The sequence below is a fragment of the Faecalicatena sp. genome, from assembly GCF_058819085.1.
In genome coordinates this window covers 137,805-151,996 of record NZ_JBZUUL010000027.1, presented here as the reverse complement: position 1 = coordinate 151,996, position 14,192 = coordinate 137,805, and the positions used below count along the sequence as shown (strand labels likewise).

The window sequence follows — 14,192 nt, the reverse complement described above, 5'->3', positions numbered from 1 at the left end:
TTCTAACTCTGTTTTATTTTTTACCTGAAAACAACCTGCCGCAGCACTTTAAAAGTGCACACGTCAGGCTGTTTCTACATCATTTCATATTATTTTTTCTTTTATAGCATTATTTGTCGCTCACTTTTCCAAGCGGCACACCGCACGCCCGTCTTTTGCATCTAAAAGCAGACATGCTTTGCCGCCGGATACATCAAACACCTTGATGATCTCCGACAGTTCCTTTTCTTCCGGCCATATTTTCAGGAATACATTCGGAAACCCGTTCAAAAGTTCAGGCTGATAGAGCCTTGTCTTACTGTTCTCATTGATCGCACCATAATATACATCCGCCTCGACCAGGTCCTGGAACATATGGCTTCCGTAAGACAGCTCCGGGCGGTATCCCGCTTTACTGTAAGCGACCTCGCAGATCGCGATAAACTGGCTGATATCTGCATACACCACAGGCACACCAAGCTCCGGCGACGATGTTCCGATCCGTCCCGGCACGAGCAGCATCAGCTTTAAGTCCTCTTCCTCATAATGCTGGTTGATCTGGCTGATCATCCTTCCCACATCAGGCTTCTTAGCATAAGGATACTCATAATAAGCCTGCGGGTCTACCCATACGATACGGTCCAGCTTCTCCTTCTTGGATCTCCTCATGGACGTCCGGCGCACGTCAAATAACAACTCATCATCCACGCCCACCGGGATCACAACATTCTCTGACGCTGCTGTCTGGAGCGGACGGCACTGCAGCAGGTTCACCCTCCATATGCCCTCCTCAGGGCATTTCAGCGCAAACTCCACATCCACGGGACGCTCATACTCCGTTTCAAGCATCTTTAAGATCTTGCGCATCATACGGATAAAATCATTCTTCTCAACTAATCCCTGGCAGTCTGCAAAATACACCTTTCTGAACTGCCGCCTCTGTGACAGCATATACTCTGCCTCTGTATCCCGGCTTAGAACCAGCTTTTTCTGCCAGTCCGGCATGTTGCGTATCACCAGATCCAGAGGTCTGGTCATCAGTTTATTTTCCGAAAAATCCAGGACATCCACCTGGCGCTGCGAGAACTTATGCCGCTCTGCGATCGTGGTGCGGATATTGGCCTGCGCACGGTCCAGTCCTACCAGCCTCGGATAATCCCCGGGGGTACGCTCCACCGCCCTGGTCCCCAAGCCCACAACGATGCGCAGCATCCCCGCATCCGGGTTCATATGCTCCATCCATTTATAAGGATTATAGGAGCACCCCATACCTGCTGCCGCCGGGAAATACATATCCCCGTAACGCTCTCCCTCCACCTTCTGGACAAGGAGCGCCATCTGCTCATCTACATCCAGAAGCTTCCTCTTCCTTCTATATTCAATCGCAGACGGATTCATGGTGCTTGCATATACCCGGCGGATAGCATCCTCTAATTCCAGGAGCCGTTCCTTATCTGTTCCCTGATTCATACAGAAGATGGACTCGTACTTGCCGGAGAACGCATTCCCATATCCATCCTCCAACAGACTGCTGGAACGCACGATCATCGGTGTGTCCTTATAATATTCCAGCACCTTCCTAAGTTCCACACGGATCGACTCAGGAAACACCCCTGTGCTGATTCTTTGCTTTAGCTCTTCTGCTTCTTTAAAATGCTCCTTCTCCCGGCGCTGCTTCTCTCTAAGCTCTTCGCAGCCGTTCTGTTTCAGATACTTGCAGAAGACATCGGAACCGATGAAGAAGGAATGATGCGGCTCGATATATTCTTTAAATTCCGGCAGACGCACCTTGATCAGCTTGCGCGCCACCAAAAGGCCGCATGCCTTTCCTCCGATCAGCCCGCCCCCGATCCGTCTCTTACATACCTTTCTGAAATCCTGCGGTGTAAAGTGCCTGAGTATCAGCCGTTCCATCCGCGTTTCTGTCGTCATGAGGCTGTTGCACACGATCTTTTTTTCATCTTCTGTCATCTCTTCTTTATTAAGCAGTTCTTCCCAGCCATTCATGTTCCATTCCCCTTTCTTTGTTGATGGGGAGCAATACCACATCTCATGCGACATTCCCCTATACTAATTTTAGTGTAATCGAATCCTGAAAAAATAGCAAATCATTCAAAGTTATACTCCTCATAAGCATTTGCTTATGGCCCCGGATCACACTTTATCATTGGATTCGATCTTAAGCCCCGGTATGGCGATCTTCATAAATTCCGTCATACTTCTTGTCAGGTATTTATTCTTTCTATAGTATAAATAAACCTCACGAACTGCCTCCGGATCATCAATCTTATAGTAAACGATATTTGCATCCGGCGGCAGGCTTTTCACTACAGTATCGCTGACAAAGGAAGCCCCCATCCCAAACTCTGTCAGATGATAGGTCGTAAGAAGCTGATTCAGCTTCAGCGAAATATTTAAGGTAACTCCTGCTCTCCGGCATATCGCCTCCACCCGTTCTCTGGTGTCGTTATGGGCGCGCAGCACTACAAAACGCTCATCCTTGAACTTCCAGAGCGGCACCCCCGGGAATTCCGGCTGGAGATGTACATCATTGCGTACGTCCTCCACCGTCAGCTGATATTTCCCCGCCCTCTTGTTGCTGTCAAAGGAAGCTGGTACTGCAAGAAGAAGATGTTCCTCCATAAACTGCTTCTTTTCATAGATAGACTCATCCAAGAGATAATTGTCAATGATGATATCCAGCTCCCCTGCAAAGAGCTTCTGCTCCAGCAGCGGAGTGTGTCCCTCAAACAGGCTCACCTTCACATTGGGATATGCTGCCCTGAATTTCTCTATGAGCGGAGGAAAAATAAAAGAGGAAAACAGATAACTCCCTCCCAGCGATAAATGTCCCGTCTTTAGTTCATGCATGTTCCCCACATAATACGCGAACTCATCCTCCAGATCCATGATCTTCTCGGCTGTCTTTATGTACTTCTTCCCGCAGTCTGTCAGCTGGATCGGGGTCGTACTCCTGTCAAACAGAGGCATTCCCACCTTTGTCTCCACCTTTTTGATCATAGCGCTTAGGGCCGGCTGGGAAATATATAAATTCTCCGCCGCCTTTGAAAAACTCTTTTCTTTATACACCTCATATACATAGTTCATACCACTGAACATCGCTTACCTCCATGCACATAACCATTTAGTTATAATAACTATACAAATATAAATATTTGTTTTTATTTTATGATATTTCTATAATAAAAGCAAGAACTTAAGAGACCTGTACAAGGAGGAGATTTATGAAACCAATCGCAGATTATTCAAGCGAAGACTTAAGCGCACTTCTGAAAGATTTAGAAGTACAATACAAAGAAGCACAGGCGCAGAACCTGAAACTGAACATGGCAAGAGGTAAGCCGGCTACCACACAGCTGAACTTAAGCAATGACCTCTTAGGAAAAATGGAAAGCTACACACTGGCAGACGGAACCGATGCAAGAAACTACGGTATTCTTGATGGAATACCGGAATGCAGAGAACTGTTCGGAGGACTGCTCGGGATCGATCCGTCACAGATCATCATCGGCGGCAATGCAAGCCTGAATGTCATGTTTGACACACTCAGCTTCTTATGCCTTTTCGGAACAGCAGGATGCGAGCCCTGGCTTTACCACAAGCACAATGGCACACCGGTCAAATTCCTGTGTCCTGTACCCGGATATGACCGCCACTTCAAGATATGTGAAGAGCTCGGCATTGAGATGATCTGTGTTCCGCTGAAAGAGGACGGGCCGGATATGGACATCGTCAAGAAATTAGTAAGCGAAGACGAGATGATCAAAGGAATCTGGTGCGTACCGCTCCACTCCAATCCACAGGGCGTCTGCTACAGCGATGAGGTCGTAGAGCAGCTGGCTTCTATGGAAACCGCCGCGAAAGACTTCCGCATCTTCTGGGACAATGCTTACGGTGTACATCATATATATGAAGATGTTCCATTGAAGGATATCATAAAGGAATGTGAAAAATGTGGAAATCCTGACAGGGTATATTACTTCTTCTCCACATCCAAGATCAGCTTCCCGGGAGCCGGAATCGCACTCGTTGCCTCCAGCCCGGCTAATATTAAAGAGCTGAAAGGGCATATGTCCGCACAGACTATCGGACATGACAAGTTAAACCAGCTGCGCCACGTACAGTTCTTCAAAACGCCTGAAAACATCAGAGCACATATGAAGATGCTGGCTGAAGAATTAAAGCCGAAATTCGACATGGTCCTCAATAAACTGGAGGAATCCTTAGGCGGCAGCGGTCTTGCAGCATGGAGTAATCCAAAGGGCGGATATTTCGTTTCACTGGACACCCTCCCGGGATGTGCAAAACGTACTGTTGAGCTTGCAAAGAATGCAGGTGTCACAATGACAGGTGCCGGAGCTACATATCCTTACGGTAAAGATCCTCAGGATTCCAACATTCGTATCGCACCGACCTATCCGACCATCGAGGAACTGGAAAAGGCGATGGATATCTTTACGATCTGCGTAAAAATTGCAGGAATTGAGAAACTATTAGAGAAATAATACGAAAGAAATGCAGACATAAAATAAATACCAAAATCGATGCCAACGATTTTTATATGAATACCAAAATGAATGCCAATAATTTTTTTATAAGAAAAGGAGAACAAATCATGGCACAGTATAATCCTTATGACAACGTATTAAAAGTAGTAAAAGAGGCAGCCGACATCTTAGGATACTCAGACAGCGATATCGAAGCGATCAAGTATCCTGAAAGAGAACTGAAAGTAGCGATCCCGGTACGCATGGACGACGGAACAACACATGTATTCGAAGGATACCGTATCCAGCATTCCACATCCAGAGGTCCTGCAAAGGGCGGAATCCGTTTCCATCCGGCAGTAAACTTAGACGAAGTAAAAGCACTTGCAGCATGGATGACATTTAAATGTGCAGTTGTTAATATCCCATACGGCGGCGGCAAGGGTGGTGTCGTTTGTGATCCTAACAAGTTATCCGAAAACGAGATCCGTGCCATCACGAGAAGATTTACAGCCGCTATCGCTCCGCTGATCGGACCAGAGCAGGATATCCCGGCTCCAGATGTAGGAACGAACGCAGCAGTTATGGGCTGGATGATGGACACATACAGCATGTTAAAAGGACACTGTGTACATGGTGTTGTTACAGGAAAACCGATCGAACTGGGCGGTGCTTTAGGACGTAACGAGGCAACCGGACGCGGTGTTATGTTCACAACAAAGAACATCTTAAAGAAACTGGGATTAGATACAAACGGAACAACCGTAGCTATCCAGGGTATGGGAAATGTCGGAAGTATCACAGCAAAGCTTCTTCACAAAGAAGGCATGAAGGTCGTTGCTGTCAGTGACGTATCCGGCGGTATCTACAATGCAGACGGTCTGGATATTCCTGCAATCCTTGAGTACCTGTCCAAGGACCGCAAGAATCTCTTAAGCGGATACGAAGAAGAAGGCATGACACGTATCTCCAACGAAGAGCTGCTTGAACTGGATGTAAAGGTTCTGGTTCCTGCTGCATTAGAGAACCAGATCAATGGTTCTAACGCTGAGAACATCAAAGCTGACATCATCGTAGAAGCTGCCAACGGCCCGATTGCATCTGAGGCTGATGATGTATTGAACGCAAAAGGAATCGTAGTTGTACCTGATATCCTCGCAAACGCAGGTGGTGTTGTCGTATCCTACTTCGAGTGGGTACAGAATATCCAGTCTGTAAGCTGGACAGAAGAAACCGTTAATGAGAAGCTGAAAAATATTATGGATCCTGCTTTTGAAGCAGTATGGAATATTGCTGACCAGCAGCACACAACACTGCGTACAGGCGCTTACCTGATCGCTGTAAAACGTGTTGTTGATGCGAAGAAAGCAAGAGCGATCTGGCCATAAGAATCATCTTATGATAAATGATTTTTTTCCTAAAGTTAGAAGAAAGTCCTGGGATCTCCCGGGGCTTTCTTCTATTCTGACTAGGTAGTTCAATATTCTCTGCTGCCATATGATAGGAGCAGTGCATCCCACTAATTCCCATGCTCCTATGCCGCTTATGTTCACAATTTGTTCATTTATCATTCAAAAATCTTTCACTTTCTCCTCATTCTTTCTTCATTTCTCTTGCATATACTTAATATATCAAATGAAGAACAAGAACTACTTCACTTGATATTACATCCGACAACAAGTGTAATACTATTTGAATAAACTTTTTCATAATACATGCCAGGGATTGAGCGATCAATCACCTGGCATCCTCCCTTTTATGGGATAACTTCCGATATCCTGTCTATCATGTCTTATTTCCGCCCTATTCCTGTTCTGCTAATTTCACAGCTGCTTCCCTGTTTCCATCCGCTGCCTGTACCCCGGTCATCGTTTTCCTGCTTTCTGCCACTGCACGTCCGCCGCATATCCCTGCAAAGATAAGGACAATAACTGCAATGATAAGTATTGTTTTCCGCTGCTGCTTTTTCTCTTGTTTACATGTAATATTGGATAATTCTTTCTGGATCTGCTTTAGATTCCCGTACCTCTTCTTTGGATTTACACCGAGACATTTTCCGATGATCCCGGATAATAGATATTCTTCTCCTCTTGTGAGGGAAATATAGGCTTCTGTATGAGCCAGAATCAGCTGTATGGTCTTTCCCAGACTATATAATGCCGCAGACGATCCGGCGTCCTCCTTGATCCGAATGACCGGGTCCACAAAATACTTTTGAACCTTAGGATCCCGCATATTCTTTAGAACAGACTCATTGCTTTTTGCCCCAAGATCCAAAAGGAGGATCTCCTCTTCCTTAGTGACCAGGATACTATACGGATTCAGATACCGGTATGCCTGCCCCTCTCTGCACTTTTCATACTTCACTGCCTCACCGGCAGTCATTCTGAACCATTTAAAAACCAGCTCCTTTGTGATCCCCTTGGGATCCTTTAAGCGCTGTATGAGCAGCCGTCCGTCTGCACAATCCATAATGGTCCTGCATTTTCCCCCATGCTCAATAAACCTCAAAACTTCATAACTTTCTGCTGTAACCAATCATACTCCTTTCTACAGCTTTACTTAAAACTTGAAATACTTATCAGAAACGATGCCGAACTTTAAAACGTGAATGATAGATAAATCAGACCTATCAGAATACTTGTATCTTACTTGATTTACATAAAAAATGCAAGCACTTTCATGCCTGCATTTTTATGTTTATTCTTCATTCTCTGCCTTGCTGTTTTCCAGAAATATTTTTCTCGTCACAAAATTATAAACCATCACCACTGCCGTTGCACCGATTTTGGAGATCATATAAAAAATGTGAAGTTTATCCACAGCGAGCCACATAATCAGCTGATTTATCCCCAATCCTATAACGCTGAGGATGATAAATACGGCAAAATCCTGTGTTTTGCTCCTCTCCCCGGTAACATTAAACACCCAGTACACACTCAGCACATAATTGAATATGACAGATACTGTAAATGAAACAGCACAGGAAATCAGGTAATTTACGCCAAACAGCTCTGTCAGCAGGATCATGATCCCGTAATCGATCAGGAAAGCACCGCCTCCCACGACCGCAAACCTGATCAGCTGCGAAAGCAGGCTTGTCTTCTTCTTTTTGTCCATACTGCGCACCTTACAACTCTTCCAGTCTGTTCAGGGCAGCCTCTACCACCTTATCCATATCGTAATATTTATAATCTCCCAGCCTTCCGCCAAAGATCACATTCTCTTCTTTTGCAGCGAGTTCCTTATACTGTTCATAGAGCTTGGTATTCTTCTCATCATTGACCGGATAATAAGGTTCCATCCCTACCTTCCACTCGGAGGAGTACTCTCTGGAGATTACCGTCTTCTCCTGCTTTCCGAACTCGAAGTGCTTATGCTCGATGATCCTGGTGTATGGTACCTCCCTGTCCGTGTAGTTCACCACCGCATTGCCCTGATAGTTATCGCAGTCCAGCACCTCTGTCTCAAATCTCACGGAGCGGTACTCCAACGCACCAAGCTGATATCCAAAATACTCGTCGATCATACCTGTAAAAATCGTCGTCTCTGCAATATCCGGGTTCTCTTTTCTAAACTCAAAGAAGTCCACGCCTGTCCTTACCTCGATTCCCTCCAGCATCTTTTCCACGATGGCCGTATAGCCGCCAATCGGAATCCCCTGATATCTGTCGTTAAAATAATTATTGTCGTAAGTAAACCTAAACGGAAGGCGCTTGATGATAAACGCCGGGAGTTCCCTGCAGTCTCTTCCCCACTGCTTCTCTGTATATCCCTTGATCAGCTTCTCATAAACGTCACGTCCGCCAAGGGATAATGCCTGCTCCTCCAGATTCTTAGGCTCTGTAATGCCCGTCTCTGCCACCTGCTTTGCGATCATCTCCTTCGCCTCCTTAGGCGTTCGAATCCCCCACATCTTGCTAAAAGTATTCATATTAAACGGCAGATTATAGAGCTCATCCTTATATACAGCAATGGGCGAATTGATGTAGTTATTAAACTCCGCAAACTGGTTCATATAATCCCAGATCTTTTTATTAGAGGTATGGAAAATATGTGCACCATACTTATGCACATGGATCCCCTCCACATCTTCACAATATATATTACCTGCAATGTGATCACGCTTATCGATCACAAGACACTTCTTTCCCTTTTTATTCAGCTCATGTGCCATCACGGCTCCGTACAAACCTGATCCGACGATCAGATAGTCATACTGATACATTCCTATTTCCTCCTGAAATCCATTCTTAATTCCCACAATGTTCTTACTATAAATATATTTTTCTATAAGCCGGAATCTGTATGTATGTCCCGGTTACGGGCAATATTATAACATTTTCACCGCTTTCTGTATATAGAAACTCCATACAAATCGACTTATCCCCCCTGCGCATCGTGTCGAATTTGGTCATTTTTACTATATTTCTATTTTTTTCGTTTACAAATTGAGCATTATGCACTAAACTAATACTATAGGTTGTTTTCCTACGAGAAAGCAGGACTGATAATAATTAAGACACGGAGGTAACATACATGAAAGGAAACGTAATCGTCGGACAATCAGGCGGCCCCACTGCTGCCATCAATTCAAGCCTTGCAGGGGTATACCGCACTTCTAAGGACCGTGGAGCAAAGAAGGTATATGGAATGCTGCACGGAATCCAGGGACTGATGCAGGAGAGATACATTGATCTGTCCGAGTACATACAGACGGAACTGGACGCGGAGCTCCTTAAGAGAACTCCCGCCGCATTCTTAGGCTCCTGCCGTTATAAACTGCCGGAGATCCATGAGAACCAGGAAGTATATGAGAAGATCTTCGCGATCCTGAATAAACTGGACATCGAAGCCTTTATCTATATCGGAGGCAACGACTCCATGGATACCATCAAGAAATTATCCGATTACGCCATTGTAACAGGACACCCCACACGTTTTATCGGATGCCCGAAGACCATCGATAACGACCTGGCACTGACCGACCATACACCGGGATTCGGAAGTGCTGCTAAGTACATCGGCACCTCTGTGAAAGAAATCATCCGGGACAGCTTCTGTCTGGAATATGAGAAGGGCCTCGTCTCTGTTGTTGAGATCATGGGCCGCAATGCAGGCTGGCTCACCGGCGCCGCTGCCCTGGCAAAAGGAGAAGACTGCTCAGGACCGGACCTGATCTATCTGCCGGAGCTTCCATTTGACATTGAGACATTCGGTGCGAAGGTCCGGGAGCTGTTATCGAAAAAGCCGTCCGTTGTGGTTGCTGTATCAGAAGGAATCCGTCTGGCTGACGGACGTTATGTCTGCGAGCTGGGCCAGAGCATTGATTTTGTAGATGCATTCGGACATAAACAGCTCTCCGGTACAGCGAATTACCTTGCAAGCTACATTGCCGGGGAGATCGGCAGCAAGACTCGTGCCATCGAGCTGAGCAGCCTGCAGCGCTCCGCATCCCATTGTGCGTCCCGTGTCGATATCCTGGAGGCTTACCAGGTAGGCGGTGCTGCCGTGAAAGCGGCTGACGAAGGAGATTCCGGTAAAATGGTAGTCATCCAGAGACTTTCCGATGATCCTTACCAGAGCGGAACAGAGGTAAAAGACGTACATAAGATCGCAAATGATGAGAAGCTGGTACCAAGAGAATGGGTGAACGAAGAAGGAAACTATGTAACTGATGAGTTTGTAAACTATGTGCGCCCTCTTATTCAGGGTGACGTATCACCGGTTATGGTGGATGGTATTCCAAGACATTTATTCCGTACATTATAAGAGATATCCGCTTTATCACAAAAAAGATTCCGGGAATTTGTTTCTAAAGACACCATGGATTCTGCACTGAGAGAATCCGCGTAAAATTTTTTAAAACTTTTTTCCCGGAATCTATTGACAAAACCTCAAATCTATTATATACTAAATTTCGCTGTGAACGAGTTACAACAGCATGTGCGCGTAGCTCAGCTGGATAGAGCGTCTGGCTACGGACCAGAAGGTCGGGAGTTCGAATCTTCTCGCGCACGTTAATAAAGGACTGAACACTAAGCAATTAGTATCAGTCCTTTTTTGTTGTTAAATCCTCATGCCTCAAAAATATTTTTTCTCAAACATCTCAGGAACGATCGGTTCTCCAAAGTAAAATCCCTGGATCAGATCCAACCCGATATCCTTTACGATATTATACTCTGTCTGAGTCTCCACACCCTCCATGCAGACCTGCTTCCCTACATTATGGCACAGCTCTGTGATAGAACGGATAAAGGTCCCTGTAAATATATCTGAGGTCAGACCTTTCACGAAGGCTCTGTCGATCTTGATAATATCAGCCGGTGTATTCTTCAGTTCAAACAATGATGAATACCCCACACCAAAATCATCCATAGCGATTCTGATCCCCTTACTCTGCAGATTCACCATGATATCATGTACCATCCCATCCTGCTCGATAAGATAGCTCTCTGTCAGCTCCAGGGTAATATTCTCAAAAGGCACTCCCATAGATTCCAGAGTATCCTCAACAAAGGCCCCAAAATCTTCCTCTAACAGCTGCAGATAGGAAAGATTGATGCTCATATTGAAATCCGGCTTTATTTTTCTCCATTCCCGGCACTGCGCCGCTGCTTTCTTAAAGATCCACTTACCCACCTGAATGATCATGCCGCTCTGCTCCAGGATCGGTATGAACTCAAGCGGTGATACCCTTCCGTATGATGCACAGTTCCATCTGGCAAGTGCCTCCGCTCCGTACAGCTCCTTCGTGATAGAGTCCACCTGTGGCTGGTAGCTGACCGAAAATCCGGCAAATTCCCGTTCCATACTTTCCCTGAGCATTTCTGTCAGCTTCAGCTTTTTCTCCTTACGCTCAAGAATCTCATGAGAGAACACGGTGATCTTATTTTTTCCCATTGCCTTTGAATATTCAAGAGAATAATTCGCAAACTTTAAAAGCTCAAGATAATGATCCGAATCTTTGGGATAAGAAACATATCCCCCGGAAATGGTACAGAAATATTTCCGGCCGTTATGATCCTGCTGCCTCTGAAACTTCTGCTGTATCCGATTGAAGATCTCCATCGCCTCATCTACATTCCCATTCAGGATCAGGATCCCGAACTCATCGCCGTCCAGCCGGTAAATCTTCGCGTTATATGGGAGCATCTCCGCAATCTTCTGTGCTGTCACCCTCAGGATCTCATCTCCAAAAGAGCGATTATACAGATCGTTGATATTGCGGAAGCTGTCCATATCCAGGATCATAATCCCCAGCTCCCTTGTCCCCTCCTGGTCTACCAAATACTTTTTAGCATCCCCTTCGAACTCAAAGCGGTTATAAAGTCCTGTCATATGATCGATCTGGTCTCTGCGTCCCAGATTGCTGATCATTCCTGCAAAGAGATTCGGAACTCCCTGCCTGTCGCGTATCATCTTTCCACGGCAGCGCAGCCAGATCCACTCTCCGCGTACATTTCTTGCCCGGTACTCAATATCATGATATTCTGTGCGGCCATCCGCAATCTCCTGATTGCTCTCCAGAAATCCCTTTTCGTCATGTGGATGGATGATCTCCCCCCAAAAGGCTGCTGCATTCTCCACAACCTGCCCCGGAAGGCCAAACTCCTCCACCATTGCAGGCGGATAACGGAAGGTACCCGTCTTCATATTTCCTACAAAGATGTAATCATCCGTACTGTACAAAAGTGCATCATACAGATGCTCCTTATCGTATTGAAACTGCCGGATCTCCTCTCTCCCGCTCTGCTGTCTCAGCTTCTGCTTAGCTCTCATGATATGATAGCTCCGCTTCTGGATATACATCTTAGAATCAGCTTTTGCGATCACATCAGATACCGTATAATGCTCCTCCGGATAGATCTCCACAAACCCATAGGAGAAAGATACATCATAAAAAATACCGTTCTCTTTTCTTCTCAGCTTCAGTTCCTTTAGGATCTCCTCCATCCGGCCTTCAGCATTTTTCTGGCTTTCATCGTAATATGCCATGACAAATTCATCGCCGCTTAAGCGGAATACCAGATCATACGCGCCCAATTGACGTGTCATTGTAGATGCAGCATAACGAAGCATATGGTCGCCTTCCCTATGCCCGAATTTATCGTTCACCTGCTTTAAATCATTGATATCGCAGAGAGCGACCGAGATGATCTTCTTCTCGCTCTTTGCTTTATCAAGCAGCCCTTCCAAATATTCTTTCCCTGCCCTGCGGTTGAGCACCTTGGTCAGATCGTCGTAATTTGCCCGCTCTAAAAGCAGCTTGTACTCTTCCGAATCCTTCATATACTGCATCATAATGACTCCTCTGTCAATTATTCACGGAACTTCTCAGACTGTGCATTGATCAATTCCTGATCTTCGAAATAGTTAATTTTCATGGCTTCTTTTACATCACGCAGTGTATCTGCAGCAACCTGTTCTGCCTTCTCACTGCCCTTTTTCAAAATCTCATATACATAAGGGATGTCCTTCTGATATTCCTTCCGTCTGTTCCTGATCGGTTCGAGTTCGGCCTGCAGTACATTATTCAGGAAACGCTTCACCTTCATATCACCGAGTCCGCCCCGCTGATAATGAGCCTTTAATTCATCCAGATCGGCATAGTCCGGCAGGAATTCTGCAAAATACTCCGGCCTGCAGAATGCGTCTAAGTATGTGAATACTGTATTGCCTTCCAATTTGCCCGGGTCTTCGATCCGAATATGAGTCGGATCTGTGAACATGCTGAATACCTTCTGCTTGATCTCATCCGGTTCCTCTGAAAGATAGATGCAGTTATTCAATGACTTACTCATCTTTGCTTTTCCGTCAATTCCAGGGAGTCTTAAGCATGCAGAATTATCCGGCAGCAGGATATCCGGCTCCACCAGGGTATCCCCATAAATAGAGTTAAACTTCCGCACGATCTCCTTTGTCTGCTCCAGCATCGGAAGCTGATCCTCCCCAACCGGCACAGTCGTGGCCTTAAATGCGGTGATATCCGCAGCCTGGCTGATCGGATAGGTAAAGAATCCGACCGGTATGCTGGCCTCGAAGTTACGCATCTGAATCTCCGACTTCACAGTAGGGTTACGCTGTAACCGGGATACTGTAACAAGGTTCATATAATAAAAAGATAATTCACACAATTCCGGTATCTGAGACTGGATGAACAGCGTGGATCTCTCCGGATCCAGCCCGCATGCCAGATAATCCAATGCAACCTCGATGATATTCTGGCGTACCTTCTCCGGATTGTCCGCATTATCGGTCAATGCCTGTGCATCCGCTATCATAATAAATATATCGTCATACTCTCCTGTATTCTGCAGCTCCACTCTGCGTTTTAAAGAACCCACATAATGTCCCACATGCAGCCTTCCAGTCGGTCTGTCTCCCGTTAATATAATTTTTCCCATAACTTTCTACATTCCTCCTAAATAAATTTCTGGTCGTCTGCTCACATTATAACACTAACATCACATTTTTGGCTACCTAATAACGTATCTATTTTGCAGCCCGATACTTAGGATTACATCTTTGAAGAGAAAAAAGAACCCTTTCAGACGAGTCTTTGGTCTATCTGCACCATAGATCCCGTGTCTGAAAGAGTTCTTCTGCTCTCTGTCTTCTCTATTCGAATCACACGTAAAGCTGTCTCAAGCCTCACGCTTCTGTTTTCCTTCTGCCGCTTACATATGTCTTACGCTTACTTCC

General features: G+C 45.7%; 10 protein-coding genes and 1 tRNA gene. 4 read left to right on the top strand and 7 right to left on the bottom strand.

Features of this window, described 5'->3' with window-relative positions; translation table 11 throughout:
• Positions 1–120: 120 nt before the first annotated feature.
• A complete protein-coding gene (locus tag AC4OGX_RS14410) occupies positions 121–1,986 on the bottom strand; it encodes a PEP/pyruvate-binding domain-containing protein (RefSeq protein ID WP_493331272.1) in 1,866 nt (621 codons plus the stop codon).
• Between the two features lie 147 nt (positions 1,987–2,133).
• The gene (locus AC4OGX_RS14405) at positions 2,134–3,099 is read right to left on the bottom strand and encodes a LysR family transcriptional regulator (protein WP_493331271.1); all 966 of its coding nucleotides are present in this window, start codon (positions 3,097–3,099) and stop codon (positions 2,134–2,136) included.
• A gap of 125 nt (positions 3,100–3,224) precedes the next feature.
• Here AC4OGX_RS14405 and AC4OGX_RS14400 point away from each other — a divergent pair, with 125 nt between their 5' ends.
• Both AC4OGX_RS14400 and AC4OGX_RS14395 read left to right on the top strand, forming a co-directional pair.
• Complete coding sequence (locus AC4OGX_RS14400) at positions 3,225–4,505, top strand: aspartate aminotransferase type Ic (protein WP_493331270.1); 1,281 nt, start codon at positions 3,225–3,227, stop codon at positions 4,503–4,505.
• Positions 4,506–4,615: 110 nt separating this feature from the next.
• A complete protein-coding gene (locus AC4OGX_RS14395; protein ID WP_493331269.1) occupies positions 4,616–5,875 on the top strand; it encodes a Glu/Leu/Phe/Val family dehydrogenase in 1,260 nt (419 codons plus the stop codon).
• Between the two features lie 415 nt (positions 5,876–6,290).
• Here the strand turns inward: AC4OGX_RS14395 and AC4OGX_RS14390 are convergent, their stop codons facing one another.
• The 3 genes from AC4OGX_RS14390 to glf all read right to left on the bottom strand — a co-directional run bounded on the left by AC4OGX_RS14390 (position 6,291) and on the right by glf (position 8,715).
• Positions 6,291–7,025 carry a protein kinase family protein gene (locus AC4OGX_RS14390; protein WP_493331268.1) on the bottom strand — a complete coding sequence of 245 codons (735 nt, stop codon included), beginning with the start codon at positions 7,023–7,025 and terminating at the stop codon, positions 6,291–6,293.
• Between the two features lie 162 nt (positions 7,026–7,187).
• Complete coding sequence (locus tag AC4OGX_RS14385; RefSeq protein WP_493331267.1) at positions 7,188–7,607, bottom strand: GtrA family protein; 420 nt, start codon at positions 7,605–7,607, stop codon at positions 7,188–7,190.
• Between the two features lie 10 nt (positions 7,608–7,617).
• Complete coding sequence (glf, locus tag AC4OGX_RS14380; RefSeq protein ID WP_493331266.1) at positions 7,618–8,715, bottom strand: UDP-galactopyranose mutase; 1,098 nt, start codon at positions 8,713–8,715, stop codon at positions 7,618–7,620.
• A gap of 311 nt (positions 8,716–9,026) precedes the next feature.
• Here glf and AC4OGX_RS14375 point away from each other — a divergent pair, with 311 nt between their 5' ends.
• On the top strand, positions 9,027–10,259 hold the full coding sequence (locus AC4OGX_RS14375) for a 6-phosphofructokinase (protein WP_493331265.1): 1,233 nt from the start codon (positions 9,027–9,029) through the stop codon (positions 10,257–10,259).
• 174 nt (positions 10,260–10,433) lie between these two features.
• Positions 10,434–10,507: transfer RNA gene (locus AC4OGX_RS14370), tRNA-Arg, on the top strand.
• A 64-nt stretch (positions 10,508–10,571) separates the two neighbouring features.
• Here AC4OGX_RS14370 and AC4OGX_RS14365 read toward each other — a convergent pair.
• A complete protein-coding gene (locus AC4OGX_RS14365; RefSeq protein ID WP_493331309.1) occupies positions 10,572–12,788 on the bottom strand; it encodes a bifunctional diguanylate cyclase/phosphodiesterase in 2,217 nt (738 codons plus the stop codon).
• 20 nt (positions 12,789–12,808) lie between these two features.
• Positions 12,809–13,894, bottom strand: a complete 1,086-nt coding sequence (trpS, locus tag AC4OGX_RS14360) for a tryptophan--tRNA ligase (protein WP_493331264.1) — start codon at positions 13,892–13,894, stop codon at positions 12,809–12,811.
• Between the last annotated feature and the right edge of the window lie 298 nt (positions 13,895–14,192).

Bases quoted from the DNA above. Each gene is read 5' to 3' on its own strand.
- glf (WP_493331266.1), bottom strand. From the start codon at position 8,715: ATGTATCAGTATGACTATCTGATCGTCGGATCAGGTTTGTACGGAGCC.
- AC4OGX_RS14375 (WP_493331265.1), top strand. From the start codon at position 9,027: ATGAAAGGAAACGTAATCGTCGGACAATCAGGCGGCCCCACTGCTGCC.
- AC4OGX_RS14410 (WP_493331272.1), bottom strand. From the start codon at position 1,986: ATGAATGGCTGGGAAGAACTGCTTAATAAAGAAGAGATGACAGAAGAT.
- AC4OGX_RS14385 (WP_493331267.1), bottom strand. From the start codon at position 7,607: ATGGACAAAAAGAAGAAGACAAGCCTGCTTTCGCAGCTGATCAGGTTT.
- AC4OGX_RS14405 (WP_493331271.1), bottom strand. From the start codon at position 3,099: ATGTTCAGTGGTATGAACTATGTATATGAGGTGTATAAAGAAAAGAGT.
- AC4OGX_RS14365 (WP_493331309.1), bottom strand. From the start codon at position 12,788: ATGCAGTATATGAAGGATTCGGAAGAGTACAAGCTGCTTTTAGAGCGG.
- AC4OGX_RS14400 (WP_493331270.1), top strand. From the start codon at position 3,225: ATGAAACCAATCGCAGATTATTCAAGCGAAGACTTAAGCGCACTTCTG.
- trpS (WP_493331264.1), bottom strand. From the start codon at position 13,894: ATGGGAAAAATTATATTAACGGGAGACAGACCGACTGGAAGGCTGCAT.
- AC4OGX_RS14395 (WP_493331269.1), top strand. From the start codon at position 4,616: ATGGCACAGTATAATCCTTATGACAACGTATTAAAAGTAGTAAAAGAG.